The following is a 17,435-nucleotide window of genomic DNA, read 5'->3' as shown; positions in this document are numbered from 1 at the left end:
GCCCTCGGTGCGGTCCACCGTCCCGTTTTTCAGCGACTGTTCGCCGACCGGCGGCTCATCGGCGGCGGCGTCCTCGGCGCGCTCGCGCTGCTCTGCGGGATCGCGCTGACCGCGACGTCCGGCTGGCTCATCGCCACGGCTTCCCTGCGGCCGCCGATCCTGACGCTGACGGTCGCGGTCGTCGGTGTCCGTGCGTTCGGGCTCGGCCGGGCCGTGCTTCGCTACGTCGAACGTCTTGTCACGCACGACGCCGCTTTCCGCGTCGCCGGACGTCTTCGGGTGCGTTTGTGGGAGTCGCTGACGCGGCTCGGCCCGGCCCGCGCTTTTCATGCCGGGGAAGGACAACGCCGCCTGGTCGCCGATGTCGACACCGTACGGGATCTGCTGCCGCGGGTCGTCTCGCCGCCGATCGTCGTCGCGCTGGTGGCCGCGGGTGCGATCGCCGTGCAGACGTGGCTGCTGCCCGCCGCCGGTCTCACGCTGGCCGTCGCCGTGCTCGTCGGTGCTTTCGCGCCGCTCCTGGCGCTGTGGGCTGAACGGCGGGCGACGTCGGCGCTGTCGGAGGGACGCCGGGCGGTGGCCGCGAAGGTGCTGGTGCTGTTCGAATCGGCCGCCGAACTGCTCGCCTTCGGCACAGCACGACAGCGCCGCGAGGACCTCGCCGCCACCGACGCGCGACTTGCCGCGGACGCCCGCCGACAGGCTTTCGGCACAGGCGCGGCGGAAGCGCTGATCACGCTGGCCTGCGGCGCGGCCATGGTCGTCAGCACCGGTCTGGCCGCGCAAGCCGTCGCGGCGGGCACCCTCGAGGCCGTGCTGGCGCCGGTGCTCGCCCTCGTCCCGCTGGCCCTCGCCGAGGTCCTCGGGCTGCTCCCGCCCGTGGCGCAGCACTGGGACACGCTGCGCCAGGCCAGGACTCGCGTCGCCGAGATCGACGAACTCGCGGCCACCGCCGGCGAACGCCCTGCCACGCGATCCGGGCAGCACGTCGGGCTGCGCAGGGCAGACCTCGCGTGGCCAGGTGGCCCGCCCGTGTTGCGCGACGTCGATTTCGAACTCGCTCCCGGCGGCTATGTCGCCGTCGTCGGCCCGAGCGGCTCGGGGAAGTCGACGCTTCTCGCGGCCCTGCTCGGTTTCCTCACCCCAAGCCGGGGTGACGTGATTGCGCCGGACAAGGTCGCCTGGGCACCGCAGGAGCCGATGCTCGTATCGACGACCATCGCCGAGAACCTCCGCCTTGCCGACCCCGCCGCCACGGACGACGACATCAGGCGGGTGCTCGCGCAGGCCGAACTCGGCGACCTGGATCCCGCCACGATGCTCGACAGCGCCGGTGCCGGACTCTCCGGCGGGCAGGCACAGCGGGTCGCCCTCGCCCGCGCGCTGCTCGCCGCACCGTCGGCCGACCTGGTGCTGCTGGACGAACCGACCGCGCATCTCGACGAACCGACCGCCAGGGCCTTGCGCGCGACGCTGCGCGACGCCCTCGCCGGCCGGACCGTCGTGCACGTGACCCACAGCGCGGACGAAGCGGCCGAGGCCGACATCGTGGTCGAAATCCGCGAGGGCCAGGTCACCACACGTCGACCTGCCGGAGCCGGGGCGGTCTAATGTCGGTACTGCTCATGGATCCGACGCTTGCCGCGCGGGCACTGTCCGCCGCCACCGAGATCACCAGCACCGCTTTGTCCGGCGACGATCCGGGTGCGGTGCTGGACACCGTCGTGGCCAGGGCCGCCGAACTCGCCGAGGCCGACCTCGGGCTGGTCATGGTCAGCGCCGACGATGGCCAGGTCGTCGTCGAAGCGATGCACGACCACGGAGGCGCCGACGAGTCGCTTCGCGGCTTGACCCTGCCGGCCGACTCGGCCGCGGGGCAGGTCGCCCGTGGCGGCGAACCCGTGGTGACCGAGGACTTCACCGTCGACCCGCGCACCGCGCCGTACGTACCGGAGGAGCTGCGCGGTTTCGGCCCGTTCGCGGCCGCGCCGTTCGGCTCCGGTGGACGCGTGCTGGGCGCGCTCACCGTGTACCGGCGGCACGGGCGTGACCCGTTCTCCCCGGGCACGGTCGAGATGCTGGTCGCCTTCGCCGCACAGGCGGGCGTCGTGCTCGCGTTGGCCGAGGGAGCCAACGCGCGGCACCGCGTCACGCTCTACCAGGAGCGCGAACGCATAGCCCGCGAACTGCACGACGTCATCGTGCAGCGGCTGTACGGCGCCGGGATGCAGCTCGACCGGGTCCGGCGCAATATGCGCAAACGGTTCGCCCAGGCCGACAGCGCACGGCTGTCCGACGCGATCGACCAGCTCGACCAGACCATCGAGGAGATCCGGGGCACCGTACGCGCGCTCCGGTCACCGGAGCCGAGGCACGACACCGGCGCACCGGCCGATCTGGCCGAATCCGCGCGCGGTGAGGTGCGGATCGCCGGCGAGCTGCTGGGTTACCCGCCGACGCTCGAGCTTTCCGGTGAATTCGCCGATGTTCCCGCCGAGCGCGCCGATCACATCCGCGCCGCTCTGCGCGAGGCACTGTCCAATGTGGTCAGACATTCCGGCGCCAGCGCGACCAGGGTGACCCTCACACGCGACGCGGAGGGCGTGAAACTCCGCGTACGTGACAACGGTTCCGGTGTTCCCCAGGGTGTTGCCACCCGTGGCCTGCGCCATCTTTCCGAACGTGCGGAAGCCGCGGGCGGGAAGTTCTTCATCAACTCCTCGCCCAGCCTCGGCACGCTCGTCGCCTTCGATCTGCCGGTGGACTAGGTTCGCTGCTCAGCCTTCTCGGGTCATCGAGTCACCTCCCTTCTGGACGGTGGTCGCCACGGGGCGTCCACAACGGACACCGTGCTGCCGATCGTACCGGAGAGTCGAACATACATTCGACTCTCTAACGAGTGAAAAACAGCCGCAAGAGGTGGCACTGCGTGATGGCGACTAGGCCGGACAAGGGAAGACTCGCGTCAGCCGTTCGTGGCAAGATCACCTCGTCCCCCCGACGACGCTGGAGAACGCATGCCGAAGCTCGCCCGCGCCCTGACCACGGGTTTCGCCGTCGCCGCGCTGACCGCCGCGCTCGCCCCGGCGGCCACCGCCGACCCGGACACCGCCGGGTGGTCCTGCCCGAAACTGCAGCTCGCGGACCAGTGGTACGGCGGCAACGCCGCGAAGATCCAACGGGTGATCGACGAGCGCGGCCGATGCGGCGGGCATCGCGAGCGCCCGGCGCCGCTGGCCGTGTTCGACTGGGACAACACGGTGATCAAGAACGACATCTCGGATCAGACGGTGTTCTGGATGATCCGGCACGACAAGGTGCTCCAGCCGCGTGCGCGGGACTGGCGCACGACCAGCCGGTACATGACCGACGCGGGTGCGAACGCGCTGAGCGCCGCGTGCGGAACCGCGACTCCGGCCGGAAAGCCGTTGCCCACCAGCACGAACGTCGCCTGCGCCGACGAACTGCTCTCGGTGCGCAAGGACGGCAAGACCACCACGGGCAAGGACGTCTTCGCCGGTGCGGACCGGCGCAAGATGGAGGCCGCCTATGCCTGGGTCGCGCAGATCAACGCCGGCTACCGGCCCGACCAGGTGCGGGCGATCGCGCGGCAGGCACGGGACGAGGCGCTCCGGGCGCCGATCGGCGCGACGCAGCGGGTCGGTTCGACGACTCAGGTCGCGTGGGTCCGGTACTACCCGGAGATCAAGGACCTCATCACGACGCTGAACCGGGCAGGGTTCGCCACCTGGGTGGTTTCGGCCTCGCCCAAGGAAACCGCGGACGTGTGGAGTTCCGGCGTCGGGATTCCACCGAGCCGCACCATCGGGATCGGCTCGCTGACCACTCACGGCAGGATCAACGGCCACCTCGAAGGCTGCGGCGGCATCCCGGACGGCGCGGACGGGATCATCACCTACATCGACGGGAAACGCTGCTTCATCAACAAGAAGATCCTCGGCGTCCAGGGCGCCGCGCAGCTCGACCAGGCGCCCGCGTCGATCCGGCAGGCCGTGGCGGGCGGCGACGCGACGACCGACGTGTCGATGTTGCGCGACGCGACCGGCGTCCGGATCGCGCTCAACCGCAACAAGGACGAGCTGATGTGCCGTGCCTACGACAACGCCGACGGCCGGTGGGCGGTGAACCCGATGTTCATCCAGCCGCTTCCGGAACTGAACCGCGGCTACCCGTGTTCGACCACGGCGTACGAAAACGCCGACGGCACCAAGGGCCCGGTGCTGCGGGACGACGGCAGCGTCATCCCGGACCAGCGCGACACCGTGCACGGCTGAGCGGAGACGCACTCTCCGTCCATAGTGGACAAAGGGGTTACTTGTCCCGCCGCGCGATCCACGCGGCGGCCTGGGTGCGGCGTTGCATGCCGAGCTTCGCCAGCACGGACGTGACGTAGTTCTTCACGGTCTTTTCGGCCAGGAAGAGGCGTTCCGCGATCTCGCGGTTCGAAAGTCCCTGGCCGATCAGTTCGAGGACGTCTCGTTCGCGATCGGTGAGTGTGTCGAGATCGTCCGTCGGCGGGTGCCGGAGCTTGTCGAGGACACGGGCGGTCGTGACCGGGTCCAGCAGCGACCGGCCGGCCGCGACCTCGCGCACGGCGTTGACGACGTCCTGGCCGCGGACCTGTTTGAGCAGGTACCCGGAGGCGCCGGCCATGATCGCGCCGACCATGGCCTCCTCGTCGTCGAAGGCGGTGAGCATCAGGCACTGGGGTGCGTTCGGCTTGGAGCGGAGCTCACGGCAGAGCGTGATGCCGTCACCGTCGCCGAGCCGGACGTCGACGACCGCCACGTCGGGCTCGACGTGCATCGCCACCGCGAGTGCTTCGTCGACCCCACCTGCCTCGGCGACGACCTCGATGTCGGGCTCGTCACCGAGAAGGTCACGAAGGCCACGACGGACCAGTTCGTGATCGTCGACGAGCAGTACCTGGATGGGCATACCCCGAGGCTACGACATGTCCAGTTCGATCCGTTCCAGCGCGAGGCGGCGGTACTTGTTCTCATGGACACACCATGCGTCGAGCACGTCGACGTCCAGTTCCGGAGCGAGGAGCAGCAAGGTCGAGGTTTCGCCGTTTTCCTCGTGGTAGTGCACGGGAACCGGCTGTCCCGCTTCCAGCTGCCAGCACACGCGCTGCTGATCAAGGCTGAGACGACCGCCATAGCGGTCGCTGAACGCCTTGGCCAGCTGGCCGCGTTGCAGCGGCGGCGCCGAAAGCGGGGCGGCCAGCAGCCGGCTCGCGTGGCGGACCGGGTCCTCGGGCGGCGGAGCGGCGTAGGGCCTTTCCGGCTCCGGGACAGCGGCGGCCGGTGCCGGTTGTGGTGCGGTGCCGGGGAGAATGATGCTGCCGTCGGCCTCGTGGTGAGTGGGCGCGTAGCCCGCGTCACGCAGTGCGGCCAGCGTGCCCGCGGCGTCCACTGTGGACGTGAGCACGGTGGGGGCGATCACGCGCAGGCCCAGTTTCGCGAGCTTCCGATGTGCGGCGATCTCGGCGAGGGTCGCCGGGTCCTCGCCGACCACGACGCTCGCGACGTTCATCACGCGGGCCTCGCCGTGCCGCCTCGCGACGTCGTTGACGAGGTAGACCAGCGGCTGCGGAAGCTCGCCCTGCGCGATCGAACGCAGCTCTTCGAGCAGCGTCTCGGCCGTCGAGCCCTGGTCGAACGCGCGCCGGACGGTCGCCGGGCTGAAGCGCCAGCTGGTCGCGGTGCCCTGCGACTCCCGGTCGGCGACGCGGTCGAGCAGGGCGGTGAGCCGGGTGTCGGGCGAGCCCGGCACGATCGCGGTCAGATCGGTGCCGAACAACGCGGTCGTGCGAGCGCGGGACACCAGCTCCCCGACGGCGTCCCGCAGCGGCTGTTCGTCGGTTTCGAGGTGCTCGAGCGCTCGCCCGATCGTGGTCAGCGCGCCCGAGGCGACGACGCCGAGCAACTCGCCTTCCGCCAACGCCACCGGAAGGTTCTCCGCCAGCTCGGTTTCCTCCAGCATCGGCGCCCGCCAGGCGGCCATCCGGACGAACGCGGCCTGGTCGGTGACCGCGGTGCCGGGTTCGAGTTCGGCGAGCAACCGCACGATCAGCTGGTGGTAGGCCGCCGCCGCGCCGAGGAGGTCGTGGTCGTACTCGGGCGAGGAGGGGGTCCACCATGCGGTGAGCAGCAGGAGCGCGAGTTCGGCCTGTCCCGGCCGGACGATCTCGTCGTTCGGGGTCAGCCCGAGCGGCCGGGGCGGGGCCTTGCGGCCGCGGCCGGACGGCGCCGGGCCGGTTTCCACGGCGACGAGCAACTGCGTGTCGAGGAGCAGCTCCAGCGCCAGCTCGATCTCCGGGACGGACGCGCCGAAGTCCTTGGCGAGTTTCTTGGTCAGCCGTGCACCGACGTTGCCGTCCTTGAGCAGGGGAAGCGGCTCCGCGGCGGCCGTGTCGAGGATCGCGGTGGCCCGGTCGAGCAGCCGCAGCGTGGCCGCCGACGCGAGCGCTTCGGCGTGTTCGGCGCCGACCGTGGCGGTGGGGAGTTCGGGCGGTTCCGGTGTGAACGGCAGGTGGTAGTCCGGGCCGCGCAGCGCGAGTGAAACCTCGAGGGCCAGGTAGCCCGTGCCGTAGTAGGTGCTGAACAGCAGCGCCCGCGCGAACGCCCAGGCCAATGGTGAGGCCTCGGACAGGGCTTCGACGTGCAGATTCTCCACGTCCGGGCCGTCCGCGGCCATCTCGACGAGCGCGGCCCGCGTCCCCGCGGGTGCGGTGGCGACCAGCTCCCTGACCTTGTCGCCGTCACGGTAGAACGCGACGAGGTTTTCCTGGAGTTCCCGTTTCGGCCCTTTCGCCGGGAGACCCAGCGTGCCGCTGAGCTGCCTGAGTTCCGGGATGCCCAACGCCGAGAGCATGTCCGCCATGGAGCGGCCGAGGCCGTACTGCTGGTAGGCGTCGGCGTGCAGCACCTCGGGGAGTGCCACCCCTTCGTCCTCGCGCCACGCGAGTGCCCTGTCCTGCATTCTGTCCACAATGGACTCAACGGTCGCCGTCTTCGCGCCGAGCCACCGGGCGATCTCGTCGATGGGCGCCGGGTCCTGCCCGAGCGCGAAACAGAGCTGGACCGCGTGCAGGGCTTGGATGTACGGCGCGGGAAGCGGCTCGATGGCCGCCGACATCGACGTGTTCGACGACAGCCGCGCGGCCAGCACGTCGAGCCTGCGTGGCCATGGCGGTAGCAGGGTGTCCGCCCTGTGCTGCAAGACGGTCGCCAGTTGCTTCTCGTCCAGCCTCGCGAGCCAGCCGAGCAGCCCTTCGGTGCTGCTCTGATGCATCATCCGAGGCTAGCCGGTCACCGCGACGGATCGGACGACGGCGTCGCCGGACCGGCCGTCTTCGGTGGTGGGAACCGGATCTCGTTGCGGTCGATCTTGGCGTTCGCGGCGGCGAGGAGGTCGACGCCGAGGCTGTTGGCGAGCTGGACCAGGTAGAGCGTGACGTCCGCGATCTCGTCGAGGACGTTCGCTTCCAGCTCCGGATCCGAGCGCCAGGCGGCCGCCTCCTCGGGTGTGAGCCACTGGAAGAGCGAGATCAGTTCGCCCACTTCGCCGGACAGCGCCATGGCCAGGTTCTTCGGGGTGTGGAAGGGCTCCCAGGCGCGTGCCGCGGCGAAGTCGCGCAACCGCTGGGTGAGGTCGTCGAGGGTCACCGAACCTGCTTATCACCCGGTGCGCGTACCTCGTGAACCGGTCACCCGGCGTATCCGTATTACTCCAAGAAGAGTACGCGGTTGGCGCACACCCGTGAGCAATCAGGTAAGGCAGACTGATGCGCGTGAACTCCCCGGCGGATCTACGCGTCTACCTGCGCACCTTGGACGCGGAGACGCTGGTCGAGCTGATCTGCGGACAGGCCGCCCGTGACCCTGAGTTACGTCAGTCACTCGAACTGCGGGCCGCCACTCAGGGAGGTGACGTCGCCGAGGCGCACCGGCTGCTCGACACCGCGGTCGGCGGTGGCAACGTCGACTACGGCGCCAAGATCGGCGCGGTGCTCGATACTTTGCAGCGCCTTCTCGACGCCGGGAGCAGCGCCGATCTCGCACCGCTGGCCCGCCGCACGGTGGACGACATCAGCGAAACCGTGGAGCAGTCGGGCGATCATTCCGGTGAGCTGGCCGACCGGCTCGAGCGCGCGGTCGACCTGTACGCGCGGGCGTGTGCCGCCCGGCCACCGGATCCCGAGCGGCTCGCCGAATGGATTCTCGAGGTCGAGTTCGACGGTCCCGGCTGGCCGGTGATCGAACTCGCCGACTTCGCGTCCGCGTTGGGGGAGAAGGGACTTCGCCGGATAAAGTCCACTGTGGACGCTGTGCTGGCCGAAGGTGGCACCGGGCCGCGCCGGGAGATCGCCGAACGGTTGCAGGAGGAACTCGCCGAGGTGCTCGGCGACGTCGACGGGCTGGTCGCGCTGTTGTCCGCGAAACCGCCGAGGGTCGACGTCAGCCTCAAGATCGTGCGGGTGCTGCGTGCGGCGGGCAGGCACAGCGAGGCGATCGCGCACGCCGCCCGTGCCCTCACTCTCGACAAGCCCGAACCGGAACCCGAACCGGAACCCGAGCCGGAGGACGAGACGGTTTCCTTGCGCCGCAAGGAGTTCGACGCCGAACCGGACCGGCGCACCTATGCCGCGCTGCAGGCCGCCGCGGTGGCGGCCGGACGGTGGTCGGCGCACCACCGGGCCGCGATGTCCCGCCTTCGCGAGCTTGCCCGTGAAGGGCAGCAGGGAGCGGACGAACTCACGCATGTCCTGCTGGCCGAGGAACGCTTCGACGACGCCTGGCGTGCCTGTGTCCGCTTCGGCGCGTCGCTCGAACTCCGTGCCGAACTGGCCGAACTGCGCGCGGCCGAGTATCCGGCGGACGCGATCCCGGTGTATCGCGGCCGGATCGAGGACCTGATCGAACGCAAGGACCCGCAGTCCTACCGCGAAGCCGCCCGACAGTTGCGGAAGCTGCGTACGTTGCACCGGCGCGCGGGCAGCACCGACGAGTTCACTGAGTATCTCGGCGGGCTCGTGGACACGCATCGGCGTAAGACGCGGTTGATCGCGGAGGTCAGAGCCGCACGCATCGCCTTACCGAAATCGCGCGCACCACAGCCCGTGACGAGCTGAAACGCGCGCCGAACGGCGCCCGGGAGCGGCGCCCGCGCGGGGCGGTGCAAACATGTGCGCCATGAGCCCGGTGAGTCGTGCCCGCAAGATTGCTTCCCAGCCCACAGCGCCCAGCGTGAACGGTGTGTTCAAGGACGTCCTCCGGGACTTCTCGGCGCTCGGCGCCGACCCCGGCGTGTTCGACGTCGAACTGCTCACGTCGGAGGTGCTCGGCCAGTGGTGGGACCTGCCGCTGGAGGAGGACCAGGAACCGCTCGGGCTCGAGCTGATCGCGTTCGCCCAGCGCAAGATCACCCCGGGCGCGGCGGCGCTGCTGGCGGCGTTGCGGGTCGTGGCGGAGACGCAGGAAGAGCGCGACGCGGCGGCCGAGGCCCTCGCGGTCGTGCTGGGCCGGGGCATCCCGGAGCCGGAATGGGCGGCCGCGGTGGGCGAGGTGAAGGTCGGCGAATGCTGGCGCACCGGTGACGTCTACGGCGACGAATCGTCGCTGCTGTGCGTGTTCTCGCACGGGGAGCGGGCACACGGCCTGCTGGCGCTGCTCGATTTCACCGACGGCGGCCGGGTCCGTGATCTCGTGGTCATCGACGAACCCCAGGAAGTACTGGCGGAGATGCGCGAGCAGGCCGCGGCGGAGTCCGATCTCGTCGTGCTTTCCCCGGTCGAACCCGCCGAGGCGCATCGGCTGCTCGCGGACGGCCTCGCCGCGACCGACGTGCTGGAGGAACCGGACGTCAGCGAGGACTACGCCCGATTCCATGCCATCGCGCTGACCTGGTGCCGGGCGCTGCCCGATCCCGCGCCGTCGCCGGAGCCGGCCGAGTGGGACGAGGCGACGCGCGAGGCCGTCGTCGAGGATTTCGTCGCGCAGAGCGGGATCGACGACACCGACGCCGCGCGGGGGCTGGCCCGGTTGCTGGTCGACCACGGCTGTGAGACCGAGCCGTCGGCGCCGTTGCGGGTCGGCCCGGAGAAGATCGCGCGGTTCCTGGAAGCCTTGCTGGACGGCGAATTCGACCTCGACGCGGAACACCAGGACGCGGTCGCACCGGTGCTGCTGGCGTGGACCGCGTGGGCCGCCGGGCGGGCCGGGCTCGGTGAATCCGCGGTGGCGGCGCTGGTCGACGCGGTGACGGAATACCTCGACGAATACGCGACCGACGACTCGGCGCTCGACGCCTACCTCGACGGTTCCGAGGAGCTGGACGACCCGACCGAGCTGGCCGAGGCGCTCGATCGGCGGATGTTCGCGATTCCCTCGCTGTCGACGGTGATCGGCGACGAAGAGGTCGACCTTGAGCCCACCGATCCGGAGCAGCGGCGGCTGCTGGTGATCGGGGAACACCCCGAGTACCACGAATCGCTGGCCTCGGACACCTTCGACGGTGCGCCCCGGATGCGCCTCGAACTCAAGACCGCGCTCGTCGACCAGCTGTGGGACAACGAGCCGCCAGAGGCCTGGGAGGCCGCGAGCAGGCTGCGGGAGAACGGTCTCGAACGCGACGAGATCCTCGACCAGCTGGTGGGCGTGCTGGAGGGGCAGCTGCGGGAGACCGGGCCGGATCGGTTGGACTACGACGTCGACGGCTACCGCAAAGCACTCGATCAGGTGAACTAGCCTGGCTGCCCGCAAGGCGCTGAACAGGGCTTTTCCTAGAAAAGGGCCGGACTCCGGGGACGCGGAGACCGGCCCTTTCTTGCACCTCTTCCCCAATCCTGTCTAGTCTGTCTAGATGAAGGATGAGACGTGGCAGGTTCAGGACGCGAAACAACGGCTGAGTGAACTGTTGCGCAGAGCTGAGGAGAGTCCTCAGTTCGTCACCAGGCATGGGGAGGAGGTGGCCGTGGTGATCGACATCAAGTTCTTCCGGGAACTCACCGGAACCGAAGGCGGCGTGGACTTCAAGGTCGCACTGGCACCTCACCACACGGAGGCGGGGGAGGCACTGGCGGACGTGCTGGAAGAAGTGGCGGCGGAACGGGCGGAAGAACTGCCGCGAGAGGTGTCGCTGGGGGTGGGTGAGTGAGCTTTCTCCTCGACACGAACATCGTGTCCGAGGCCCGGCGCCGAACGTGGAATCCGGGGTTCGCCCGGTGGTGGGGAAGTGTGTCGTCGAGCGGGCTCTACCTGAGCGTGCTGACGATCGGCGAGATCGAAAGGGGGATTCACAAGCTGCGGCAACGAGAGGGCACGGATCGGGAGCGGGCCGACGCGCTGAGCACGTGGCTGGACGGGCTCGGCAGGCAGTTCGCTGATCGGATCCTCTCCGTCACGGCGGAGATCGCGACGGAGTGGGGGCGCCAGTCCGCGCCGCGCCGGGTCCCGGCGATCGACGGGCTGCTCGCGGCGACCGCCCGGGTCCACGGGCTGACGCTCGTGACCCGCAATGTGGCGGACGTGGCGGGAACCGGGGCGCGGGTGCTCAACCCGTTCAGTTGACGGAACGCGAGACGGGGCAAGGGATCGATGGTGAGGCGGGTTCGTTCCCGGCTTCGGCCGGGTTTCGGACGCCGCGGCGGCAGGGTGCTCGGTGAGCGGTTCAGGTCGGCGGCTTGCGTCAGCGGCCGGGTCAGCAGCTAGGCAGGCGGCTAGGCCAGCGGGGCCGCGCTGGGGCCGGTGCCCTCGCTGACGTCGGACGTCTTCCGGTGCCGGTCGCGGAGCGCGTCGTCGACATCGACGACGAAGGCACCGGCCGCCATGGCGACCAGCAGGGTCAATCCCAGAACCGCGCCGACCCAGGTCACGATGATCGAGAACATCGTCGGCCTCCCTCCCAGCTCAGGGTCGTTTTCTGCTCCCTTTCAGAGTCGCTGCAACGTCGACATGCCGGTATCGGCCAACCGGTTACAGGTCAGGGTGGCTTCCTCGGCCGATCGGCCGAGGAAAACGCCGGAACGCGCGGAATGGACGACGGATGGTGCCCGGGTGTTCGCCCACAGTGCGAACACTCGTGCAGCCGGGTGAACCACGCCGGTCACCGGGGTAATCGGGCCGCCGCGTGCGGGCAGCCGGACAGCGGCGACGTGTCCTCGCCGCCCCGCGGCCTCCGAGCGCTCCCGGCGGTGTCCGCCGGATGGGCCCCGACCGGGCCCGCCGGAGAGGCGAACCGGCCAGAAAGGGGAGGGTGGGGCGGGGGAGGGGGCGGGCCCCTCACCCCCGCGGTTCAGAGCTTGCGGAGGCGGACGCGGTTGATGGTGTGGTCGGCGTCCTTGCGGAGGACCAGGGTCGCGCGGGGCCGGGTGGGCTTGATGTTCTCCATCAGGTTGGGCTCGTTGATGGTGTGCCAGAGGTGGCGGGCTTCGGCGCGGGCCTCGTCGTCGGGAAGGCCGGCGAAGTGGTGGAAGTGCGAGGCCGGGTCGGCGAACGCGGTGTGGCGCAGTTTGAGGAACCGTTCGACGTACCAGTGTTCGATGTCGTCGGTGTGCGCGTCGACGTAGATCGAGAAGTCGAAGAGGTCGGAGACGGTGAGCCGGGGGCCGGGCTGCAGGACGTTCAGGCCTTCGAGGATGAGGATGTCCGGCCGCTGAACGACGTGCTCGCGGTCGGGAAGGATGTCGTAGGCGAGGTGGGAGTACACCGGGGCGCTGACCCGTTCGGCGCCGGATTTGACCTCGGTGACGAAGCGCAGCAGGGCACGCCGGTCGTAGCTTTCCGGGAAACCCTTGCGGTGCATGATCCCGCGGCGCATGAGTTCGGCGCGGGGGTAGAGGAAGCCGTCGGTGGTGACGAGGTCGACGCGGGGGTGATCCGGCCAGCGGGCGAGCAGGGTGCGCAGGATCCGGGCCGTCGTCGACTTGCCGACGGCGACGCTCCCGGCGATCCCGATCACGTAGGGGACCTTGGTGCCGCGGCAGTCTTCGCCGAGGAACGTCGTGGTCGCCTCGTACAGCCGCTGCCGGGCGGCGACCTGGAGGTTGATCAGCCGGGAAAGCGGCAGATACACCTCGGCGACCTCGGCGAGGTCGACCTGCTCGCCGAGACCGCGCAGCTTGACGAGCTCGTCGGCGGTCAACGGCAACGGGGTCGAGCTCCGCAGCTCGCGCCACTGTTCCCGGTGAAGCTCCACGTAGGGGCTGAGCTCGCGGACCCGTGACATGCACACTCCTCGGCCGTCGCCTGCGCTGGCGCCGAAATAACGCGTTACCAACGGTAGGGCTTACCGCGCGTGAACGCGCTGTGATGTGGTGCACGCCCCAGGGGAGCGGAAAGTGTGGTCAGCGTGCCGAGGGAACACGCCGGGTGCCGAAAACCTCTTCCCAGGCCGCCGCGACCTGCCGTGCGCAGGTGGCAGGCTCCACGCCGCCGACACCCGTGCCGAGGCCGGGCATCGCGATCGTGTCCACGAGATCACACAGCCTGCCCTGGTCGACCCGGCCGTCCCGCCACTGCTGGAACACCGCTCGCGCGGCGAGGTAGGGATGCACGGTGTCGGCGGGGAGGTGCTCGCCGGGTTCCCGCATCGTCGGCGCGCTGATGAGCCACGCCGGGGCGGCTTCACCGGTGGGGACGACGACGGCCTCGCCGATCGGCAGTTCCCCGCCGTGGAAGGCCAGCACCGCGCTGCGGACGCTCTGCTCGACCCCGGGGAACGCCCTGGCGTAGACGGCGTCGATCCCGCCGCGCATCCAGCCGTACGAGTTCGCGGGGCTGACCACGGCCTGGGCGAGAACGTCGAGCACCGAGCCGCGGTGTACCCGTACGGTGCCGTCGACGGCTTCCGCGGTGGCGGTCCAGGCGGTGGCGAGGGGTTCATCGACGGCGCACAGCACCAGCTCCGGGGTGCGTGAGGCAACCGGAGGACCGATGCCCTCGCGGCCGGTGTGTGTGCCTGAGTCGGCGGTCACCCGCCTAGCATGGCAAAAAATGCCACCCGGCGTAACCGGTTTGCATACCGGCTGTCCGAGTGAAAGTGGCCACTACGGTGGCCGGCGGGAAAAATCGCGGTGACAGGTCGTCGTGGTGGTGTTTACGGGACACCCGCACCCGATCGGCTGCGTGAGGGTGAGTTCATCGCGCCTCAGACGCGAAGCCCTTTCGCCGACTGCGTAGCCTGGCGGCGTGGCAAGGATCGCGTATTTCGGCCCCCAGGGCACGTTCACCGAACAGGCCGCGCGGGTGCTCGCCGCCGGCGAAGAACTCGTTCCGGCGGAAACCATCCGGCTGGCGCTCACCGCGGTCCGCGAGGGCGAGGCCGACGCTGCCTGCGTCCCGGTTGAGAACTCGGTGGAGGGCGCGGTCACCGCGACCCTCGACGGCCTGAGCGACGCCGATCCGCTGGTCGCCGTCGCCGAGGCGATTCTCCCCGTGCATTTCAGCGTGCTGAAACGGCCGGGCACCACGGAGATCCGGACCGTGGCCAGCCATCCGCACGCGCTCGCGCAGGTCAGGGACTGGCTGGAGGTGAACCTGCCCGGCGCGAAGCCGGTCGCGTCCTCGTCGACGGCGGCCGCCGCGGTCGGCGTGCACGCGGGCGACTTCGACGCCGCCGTGACCGCCCCGGTCGCCGTCGAGCACTATCCGCTCGAAGTCCTCGCCACCGGTGTCGCCGACGTCTCGGACGCCCGGACCCGGTTCCTGCTGGTCCGCAAGCCGGGCGAACTGCCGCCGCCCACCGGCTTCGACCGCACCTCGATCGTGGCCGCGGCGGTGAACCGGACCGGCACCCTCGCCGAGCTGCTCACCGAGCTGGCCACGCGGGGGATCAACCTCACCCGGCTCGACGCCCGCCCCACCCGCAACAACTTCGGCGAGTACCGGTTCTTCATCGACTTCGAGGGGCACATCGCCGAACCGCGGATCATCGACGCGCTCGCCGCCCTGCGCCGCCGCTGCCACCTGCGCTTCCTCGGTTCGTACCCGCGCGCCGACGGCATCCGGTCGACGATCGAGCCCGGCGCCGACAACGACAGCTTCGTCGAAGCGACGGCCTGGGTCGACGCCGTCCTGAAGGGAGATCTCGCGTGAAGCTGCTGCTCGTCCGTCACGGTCAGACCGAGGGCAACGTGCGCGGTGCGCTCGACACGGCGTTGCCCGGTCCGCCGCTCACCGAACTCGGCGCGGAGCAGGCGCGGAACCTCATCACCCAGCTGGACGGTGAGCCGATCGTCGCGATCTACGCGTCGCAGGCCGTTCGCGCGCAGCAGACGGCCGCGCCGCTCGCCGCCGCGCTCGGTCTCGACGTCAAGGTCATCGAGGGCGTCAAGGAGATCGACGCGGGGGACCTGGAGAACCGCAACGACCAGGAGTCGATCAGCATCTACCTGAAGACCGTCGGCCAGTGGCTCCAAGGCGACGTAGCCGTCGCGATTCCCGGCGGGGAAACCGGCGAACAGGTCCGCACCCGGTTCCTCGGCGCGGTCGCGGCGTTGCGGTCGGCACACGAGCGGACCGATCCGGACGGCACCGTCGTCCTGGTCAGTCACGGTGGCGCGATCCGGGTCTGCGCCGAATGGCTCGCCTCGAACGTCCGGCCCGACATCGCGAACAGCGCGCTCATCCCCAACACCGGCATCGTCGAACTCGAAGCCGTGCCGGACGGCTGGCGCTGCCGGACGTGGGTGGACACCGTCATCTGAACGCGGCGGTGGGCCATGGCTCCTGCCGGTAAGCGCTGTCCCAGAACAGCCATTCGTACTCACACGCGCGGGTGAACGCGGCGAGCATGCGGGCACGGGTCGCTTCGTCGGCCGAGGCCGCCGCGCGATCCACCGCGTCGCGGCAGGTGCGTACCGCCGCCTCGAAATCCTCGTCGGCGTAGGTGTCGATCCACGCGCGGTACGGATTGTCCGCCCCGTCCGGCAGGCGCCGCAGGATGTCCGAGCCGACGTGCTGGTAGATCCAGAAGCACGGCAGCAACGCCGCCAGCAGCTCCGGGTAACCGTCCGACTGGGCCGTGGCCAGCAGGAACGACGTGTAGGCGAGGCAGGTCGGCGAGGTCTCGATCGCCGCGAGATCGGCCTCGCCGAGGCCGAACCGCTCGAAGTACCCCTCGTGCAACGCCCGCTCGACGACCACGGCCTCCCGCGCCGCGCCCGCGAAGAACGCGACGTCGTCCGGTTCCGGTGCCCGCGCCGCCGCGACGGCCAGCGCGCGGCCGAACCCGATCAGGTACCGCGCGTCCTGCGCGAGATAGAACTGGAACCGGTCTCTCGCCAGCGTGCCCGCGGCCAGCTCCTCGTTGAACGGGTGAGCCAGGATCGCTTGTTGTAAGTTCGCCGTGTGCTGCCACGCTTGGTCAGAAAATCCCGTCACGTTTACCCCTGTCCCCGGGTGGAAAGTAACCATGGGCGCAACCCCGCGCCGAGGCCGCACGTCTTCACAACAGAAGTCACCCAGCACAGGGGAGGCGATTGACCATGGTACGCAGCAAGATCACCCGGGTCGGCGCGATCACCACCGGCGTGGCAGGCGTTCTTCTGCTTCTCTCCGCCTGCGGCCAAGGGGCGGCACCGGCGTCGAACACCTCCAGCGCGCCCAGCTCCCCGTCGTCTTCGACCTCGTCGGCGCCGACGGCTTCCTCCAGTTCGAGCCCCGAGACGTCCCAGCCGTCCTCCAGCCCGGCGCAGCCGGTGGCCGAGGGGCACTGCAAGGCGGGGGACGTGAAGGTGTCCCTCGGCCAGGGTGACGCCGCCGCGGGCACGGCGTATCGCCCGCTGGTGATCACCAACACCAGCGGTCACCAGTGCACGATCCAGGGCTTCCCCGGCGTCTCCTACGTGGCGGGCGCCGACGGCCACCAGGTCGGCCCGGCCGCCGCCCGCGACGGCGGCGCCGGCGGGCTGGTCACGCTGGCCAAGGGGCAGAGCGCGACCGCGGACGTCGGGTTCGTTCAGGTCCGCAACTACGACGAAGCCGTCTGCAAGCCCACCGAGGTCACCGGCGTGCGGGTCTACCTGCCGGGGGAGACCGCCTCGAACTTCGTGCCGTCACCGGGCACCGGCTGCACCGGGGAGAAGATCCCCGGCAACCAGCTGACCGTGAAGGCGGTCCACAAGGGCTGAGGTCAGAGCCGGGCGCACAGCTGCTCGGCCTGCACGAGGTGACGCTGACCGGAGAGGTCGTTGAAGTGCAGGCTGAACACCATCCGGCTGACGCCGTCGATGTGGTCGGCGAGCGACTGGTATGCCGGGTCGACCTCGGCGGCGGCCGCCGACAGCTCGCGCGCGGCGGTCATCCGGTGCAGCTGTCCGGCGGACAGGGACGTGGGGGGGCGGGCGGGGGCCCCCCCGGGGGGGGGGGGGAAGGGTGGGGTATTAAAAAAAACACACCCACCCCACC

19 protein-coding genes are annotated in these 17,435 nt (G+C 70.2%); 10 read left to right on the top strand and 9 right to left on the bottom strand.

Features of this window, described 5'->3' with window-relative positions; translation table 11 throughout:
* The 3 genes from cydC to ACFW0G_RS43105 form a co-directional block, all read left to right on the top strand.
* On the top strand, window positions 1-1,611 hold a 1,611-nt coding region (gene cydC / locus ACFW0G_RS43115), incomplete at its 5' end, for a thiol reductant ABC exporter subunit CydC (RefSeq protein ID WP_378331354.1).
* Between the two features lie 14 nt (window positions 1,612-1,625).
* Window positions 1,626-2,768, top strand: coding sequence for a GAF domain-containing protein (locus tag ACFW0G_RS43110; RefSeq protein WP_378331353.1), 1,143 nt, complete (start codon window positions 1,626-1,628; stop codon window positions 2,766-2,768).
* 249 nt (window positions 2,769-3,017) lie between these two features.
* On the top strand, window positions 3,018-4,295 hold the full coding sequence (locus ACFW0G_RS43105) for a haloacid dehalogenase-like hydrolase (protein WP_378331352.1): 1,278 nt from the start codon (window positions 3,018-3,020) through the stop codon (window positions 4,293-4,295).
* Between the two features lie 37 nt (window positions 4,296-4,332).
* Here the strand turns inward: ACFW0G_RS43105 and ACFW0G_RS43100 are convergent, their stop codons facing one another.
* The 3 genes from ACFW0G_RS43100 to ACFW0G_RS43090 are packed head-to-tail and all read right to left on the bottom strand — an operon-like array spanning window position 4,333 to window position 7,694.
* The gene (locus tag ACFW0G_RS43100) at window positions 4,333-4,959 is read right to left on the bottom strand and encodes a response regulator (protein ID WP_378331351.1); all 627 of its coding nucleotides are present in this window, start codon (window positions 4,957-4,959) and stop codon (window positions 4,333-4,335) included.
* A gap of 9 nt (window positions 4,960-4,968) precedes the next feature.
* Complete coding sequence (locus ACFW0G_RS43095; protein WP_378331350.1) at window positions 4,969-7,320, bottom strand: helicase-associated domain-containing protein; 2,352 nt, start codon at window positions 7,318-7,320, stop codon at window positions 4,969-4,971.
* A gap of 17 nt (window positions 7,321-7,337) precedes the next feature.
* Window positions 7,338-7,694: a nucleotide pyrophosphohydrolase gene (locus ACFW0G_RS43090; protein ID WP_378331349.1), complete on the bottom strand. Its 357-nt coding sequence runs from the start codon at window positions 7,692-7,694 to the stop codon at window positions 7,338-7,340.
* A 125-nt stretch (window positions 7,695-7,819) separates the two neighbouring features.
* Here ACFW0G_RS43090 and ACFW0G_RS43085 point away from each other — a divergent pair, with 125 nt between their 5' ends.
* From ACFW0G_RS43085 to ACFW0G_RS43070, 4 genes are all read left to right on the top strand, one after another.
* Window positions 7,820-9,160 carry a hypothetical protein gene (locus ACFW0G_RS43085; protein ID WP_378331348.1) on the top strand — a complete coding sequence of 447 codons (1,341 nt, stop codon included), beginning with the start codon at window positions 7,820-7,822 and terminating at the stop codon, window positions 9,158-9,160.
* A 61-nt stretch (window positions 9,161-9,221) separates the two neighbouring features.
* Window positions 9,222-10,775: a hypothetical protein gene (locus ACFW0G_RS43080; protein WP_378331347.1), complete on the top strand. Its 1,554-nt coding sequence runs from the start codon at window positions 9,222-9,224 to the stop codon at window positions 10,773-10,775.
* 115 nt (window positions 10,776-10,890) lie between these two features.
* Window positions 10,891-11,184: a type II toxin-antitoxin system prevent-host-death family antitoxin gene (locus ACFW0G_RS43075; protein WP_378331346.1), complete on the top strand. Its 294-nt coding sequence runs from the start codon at window positions 10,891-10,893 to the stop codon at window positions 11,182-11,184.
* On the top strand, window positions 11,181-11,597 hold the full coding sequence (locus ACFW0G_RS43070) for a type II toxin-antitoxin system VapC family toxin (RefSeq protein WP_378331345.1): 417 nt from the start codon (window positions 11,181-11,183) through the stop codon (window positions 11,595-11,597). The genes ACFW0G_RS43075 and ACFW0G_RS43070 overlap by 4 nt, the downstream gene beginning before the upstream one ends.
* Before the next feature lie 149 nt (window positions 11,598-11,746).
* Here the strand turns inward: ACFW0G_RS43070 and ACFW0G_RS43065 are convergent, their stop codons facing one another.
* From ACFW0G_RS43065 to ACFW0G_RS43055, 3 genes are all read right to left on the bottom strand, one after another.
* Complete coding sequence (locus ACFW0G_RS43065) at window positions 11,747-11,917, bottom strand: hypothetical protein (RefSeq protein ID WP_378331344.1); 171 nt, start codon at window positions 11,915-11,917, stop codon at window positions 11,747-11,749.
* Window positions 11,918-12,321: 404 nt separating this feature from the next.
* Window positions 12,322-13,254 carry a type I pantothenate kinase gene (coaA, locus tag ACFW0G_RS43060; protein ID WP_378331343.1) on the bottom strand — a complete coding sequence of 311 codons (933 nt, stop codon included), beginning with the start codon at window positions 13,252-13,254 and terminating at the stop codon, window positions 12,322-12,324.
* A gap of 118 nt (window positions 13,255-13,372) precedes the next feature.
* A complete protein-coding gene (locus ACFW0G_RS43055) occupies window positions 13,373-14,002 on the bottom strand; it encodes a macro domain-containing protein (protein ID WP_378331342.1) in 630 nt (209 codons plus the stop codon).
* 214 nt (window positions 14,003-14,216) lie between these two features.
* Here ACFW0G_RS43055 and pheA point away from each other — a divergent pair, with 214 nt between their 5' ends.
* Both pheA and ACFW0G_RS43045 read left to right on the top strand, forming a co-directional pair.
* Window positions 14,217-15,122, top strand: coding sequence for a prephenate dehydratase (gene pheA / locus ACFW0G_RS43050; protein ID WP_378331341.1), 906 nt, complete (start codon window positions 14,217-14,219; stop codon window positions 15,120-15,122).
* The gene (locus tag ACFW0G_RS43045; protein WP_378331340.1) at window positions 15,119-15,733 is read left to right on the top strand and encodes a histidine phosphatase family protein; all 615 of its coding nucleotides are present in this window, start codon (window positions 15,119-15,121) and stop codon (window positions 15,731-15,733) included. The genes pheA and ACFW0G_RS43045 overlap by 4 nt, the downstream gene beginning before the upstream one ends.
* On the opposite strand, the gene tenA is transcribed toward ACFW0G_RS43045, so the two are convergent.
* Both tenA and ACFW0G_RS43035 read right to left on the bottom strand, forming a co-directional pair.
* Window positions 15,726-16,409 (bottom strand): thiaminase II, encoded by a 684-nt coding sequence (gene tenA / locus ACFW0G_RS43040; protein WP_378331339.1) that lies wholly within the window; start codon window positions 16,407-16,409, stop codon window positions 15,726-15,728. The two genes, ACFW0G_RS43045 and tenA, sit on opposite strands and share 8 nt — an antisense overlap.
* A 76-nt stretch (window positions 16,410-16,485) precedes the next feature.
* The gene (locus tag ACFW0G_RS43035; protein ID WP_378331338.1) at window positions 16,486-16,746 is read right to left on the bottom strand and encodes a hypothetical protein; all 261 of its coding nucleotides are present in this window, start codon (window positions 16,744-16,746) and stop codon (window positions 16,486-16,488) included.
* Window positions 16,747-16,756: 10 nt separating this feature from the next.
* On the opposite strand from ACFW0G_RS43035, the gene ACFW0G_RS43030 reads away from it, so the two are divergent.
* Window positions 16,757-17,158: a DUF4232 domain-containing protein gene (locus tag ACFW0G_RS43030; protein WP_378331337.1), complete on the top strand. Its 402-nt coding sequence runs from the start codon at window positions 16,757-16,759 to the stop codon at window positions 17,156-17,158.
* 2 nt (window positions 17,159-17,160) lie between these two features.
* On the opposite strand, the gene ACFW0G_RS43025 is transcribed toward ACFW0G_RS43030, so the two are convergent.
* Complete coding sequence (locus tag ACFW0G_RS43025) at window positions 17,161-17,331, bottom strand: hypothetical protein (protein ID WP_378331336.1); 171 nt, start codon at window positions 17,329-17,331, stop codon at window positions 17,161-17,163.
* Window positions 17,332-17,435 lie beyond the last annotated feature (104 nt).

The sequence above is a fragment of the Amycolatopsis sp. NPDC058986 genome (genome assembly GCF_042741125.1).
In the GTDB taxonomy this organism is placed as follows: domain Bacteria; phylum Actinomycetota; class Actinomycetes; order Mycobacteriales; family Pseudonocardiaceae; genus Amycolatopsis.
Note: the sequence above shows the minus strand (reverse complement) of the source record. Positions and strands in the feature narration are given on the sequence as shown.

Excerpts from the sequence above, each read along its gene's own strand:
- ACFW0G_RS43105 (WP_378331352.1), top strand. The coding sequence starts at position 3,018 with ATGCCGAAGCTCGCCCGCGCCCTGACCACGGGTTTCGCCGTCGCCGCG.
- ACFW0G_RS43100 (WP_378331351.1), bottom strand. The coding sequence starts at position 4,959 with ATGCCCATCCAGGTACTGCTCGTCGACGATCACGAACTGGTCCGTCGT.
- coaA (WP_378331343.1), bottom strand. The coding sequence starts at position 13,254 with ATGTCACGGGTCCGCGAGCTCAGCCCCTACGTGGAGCTTCACCGGGAA.
- ACFW0G_RS43080 (WP_378331347.1), top strand. The coding sequence starts at position 9,222 with ATGAGCCCGGTGAGTCGTGCCCGCAAGATTGCTTCCCAGCCCACAGCG.
- ACFW0G_RS43025 (WP_378331336.1), bottom strand. The coding sequence starts at position 17,331 with ATGACCGCCGCGCGCGAGCTGTCGGCGGCCGCCGCCGAGGTCGACCCG.
- ACFW0G_RS43095 (WP_378331350.1), bottom strand. The coding sequence starts at position 7,320 with ATGCATCAGAGCAGCACCGAAGGGCTGCTCGGCTGGCTCGCGAGGCTG.
- ACFW0G_RS43065 (WP_378331344.1), bottom strand. The coding sequence starts at position 11,917 with ATGTTCTCGATCATCGTGACCTGGGTCGGCGCGGTTCTGGGATTGACC.
- ACFW0G_RS43110 (WP_378331353.1), top strand. The coding sequence starts at position 1,626 with ATGGATCCGACGCTTGCCGCGCGGGCACTGTCCGCCGCCACCGAGATC.
- ACFW0G_RS43075 (WP_378331346.1), top strand. The coding sequence starts at position 10,891 with ATGAAGGATGAGACGTGGCAGGTTCAGGACGCGAAACAACGGCTGAGT.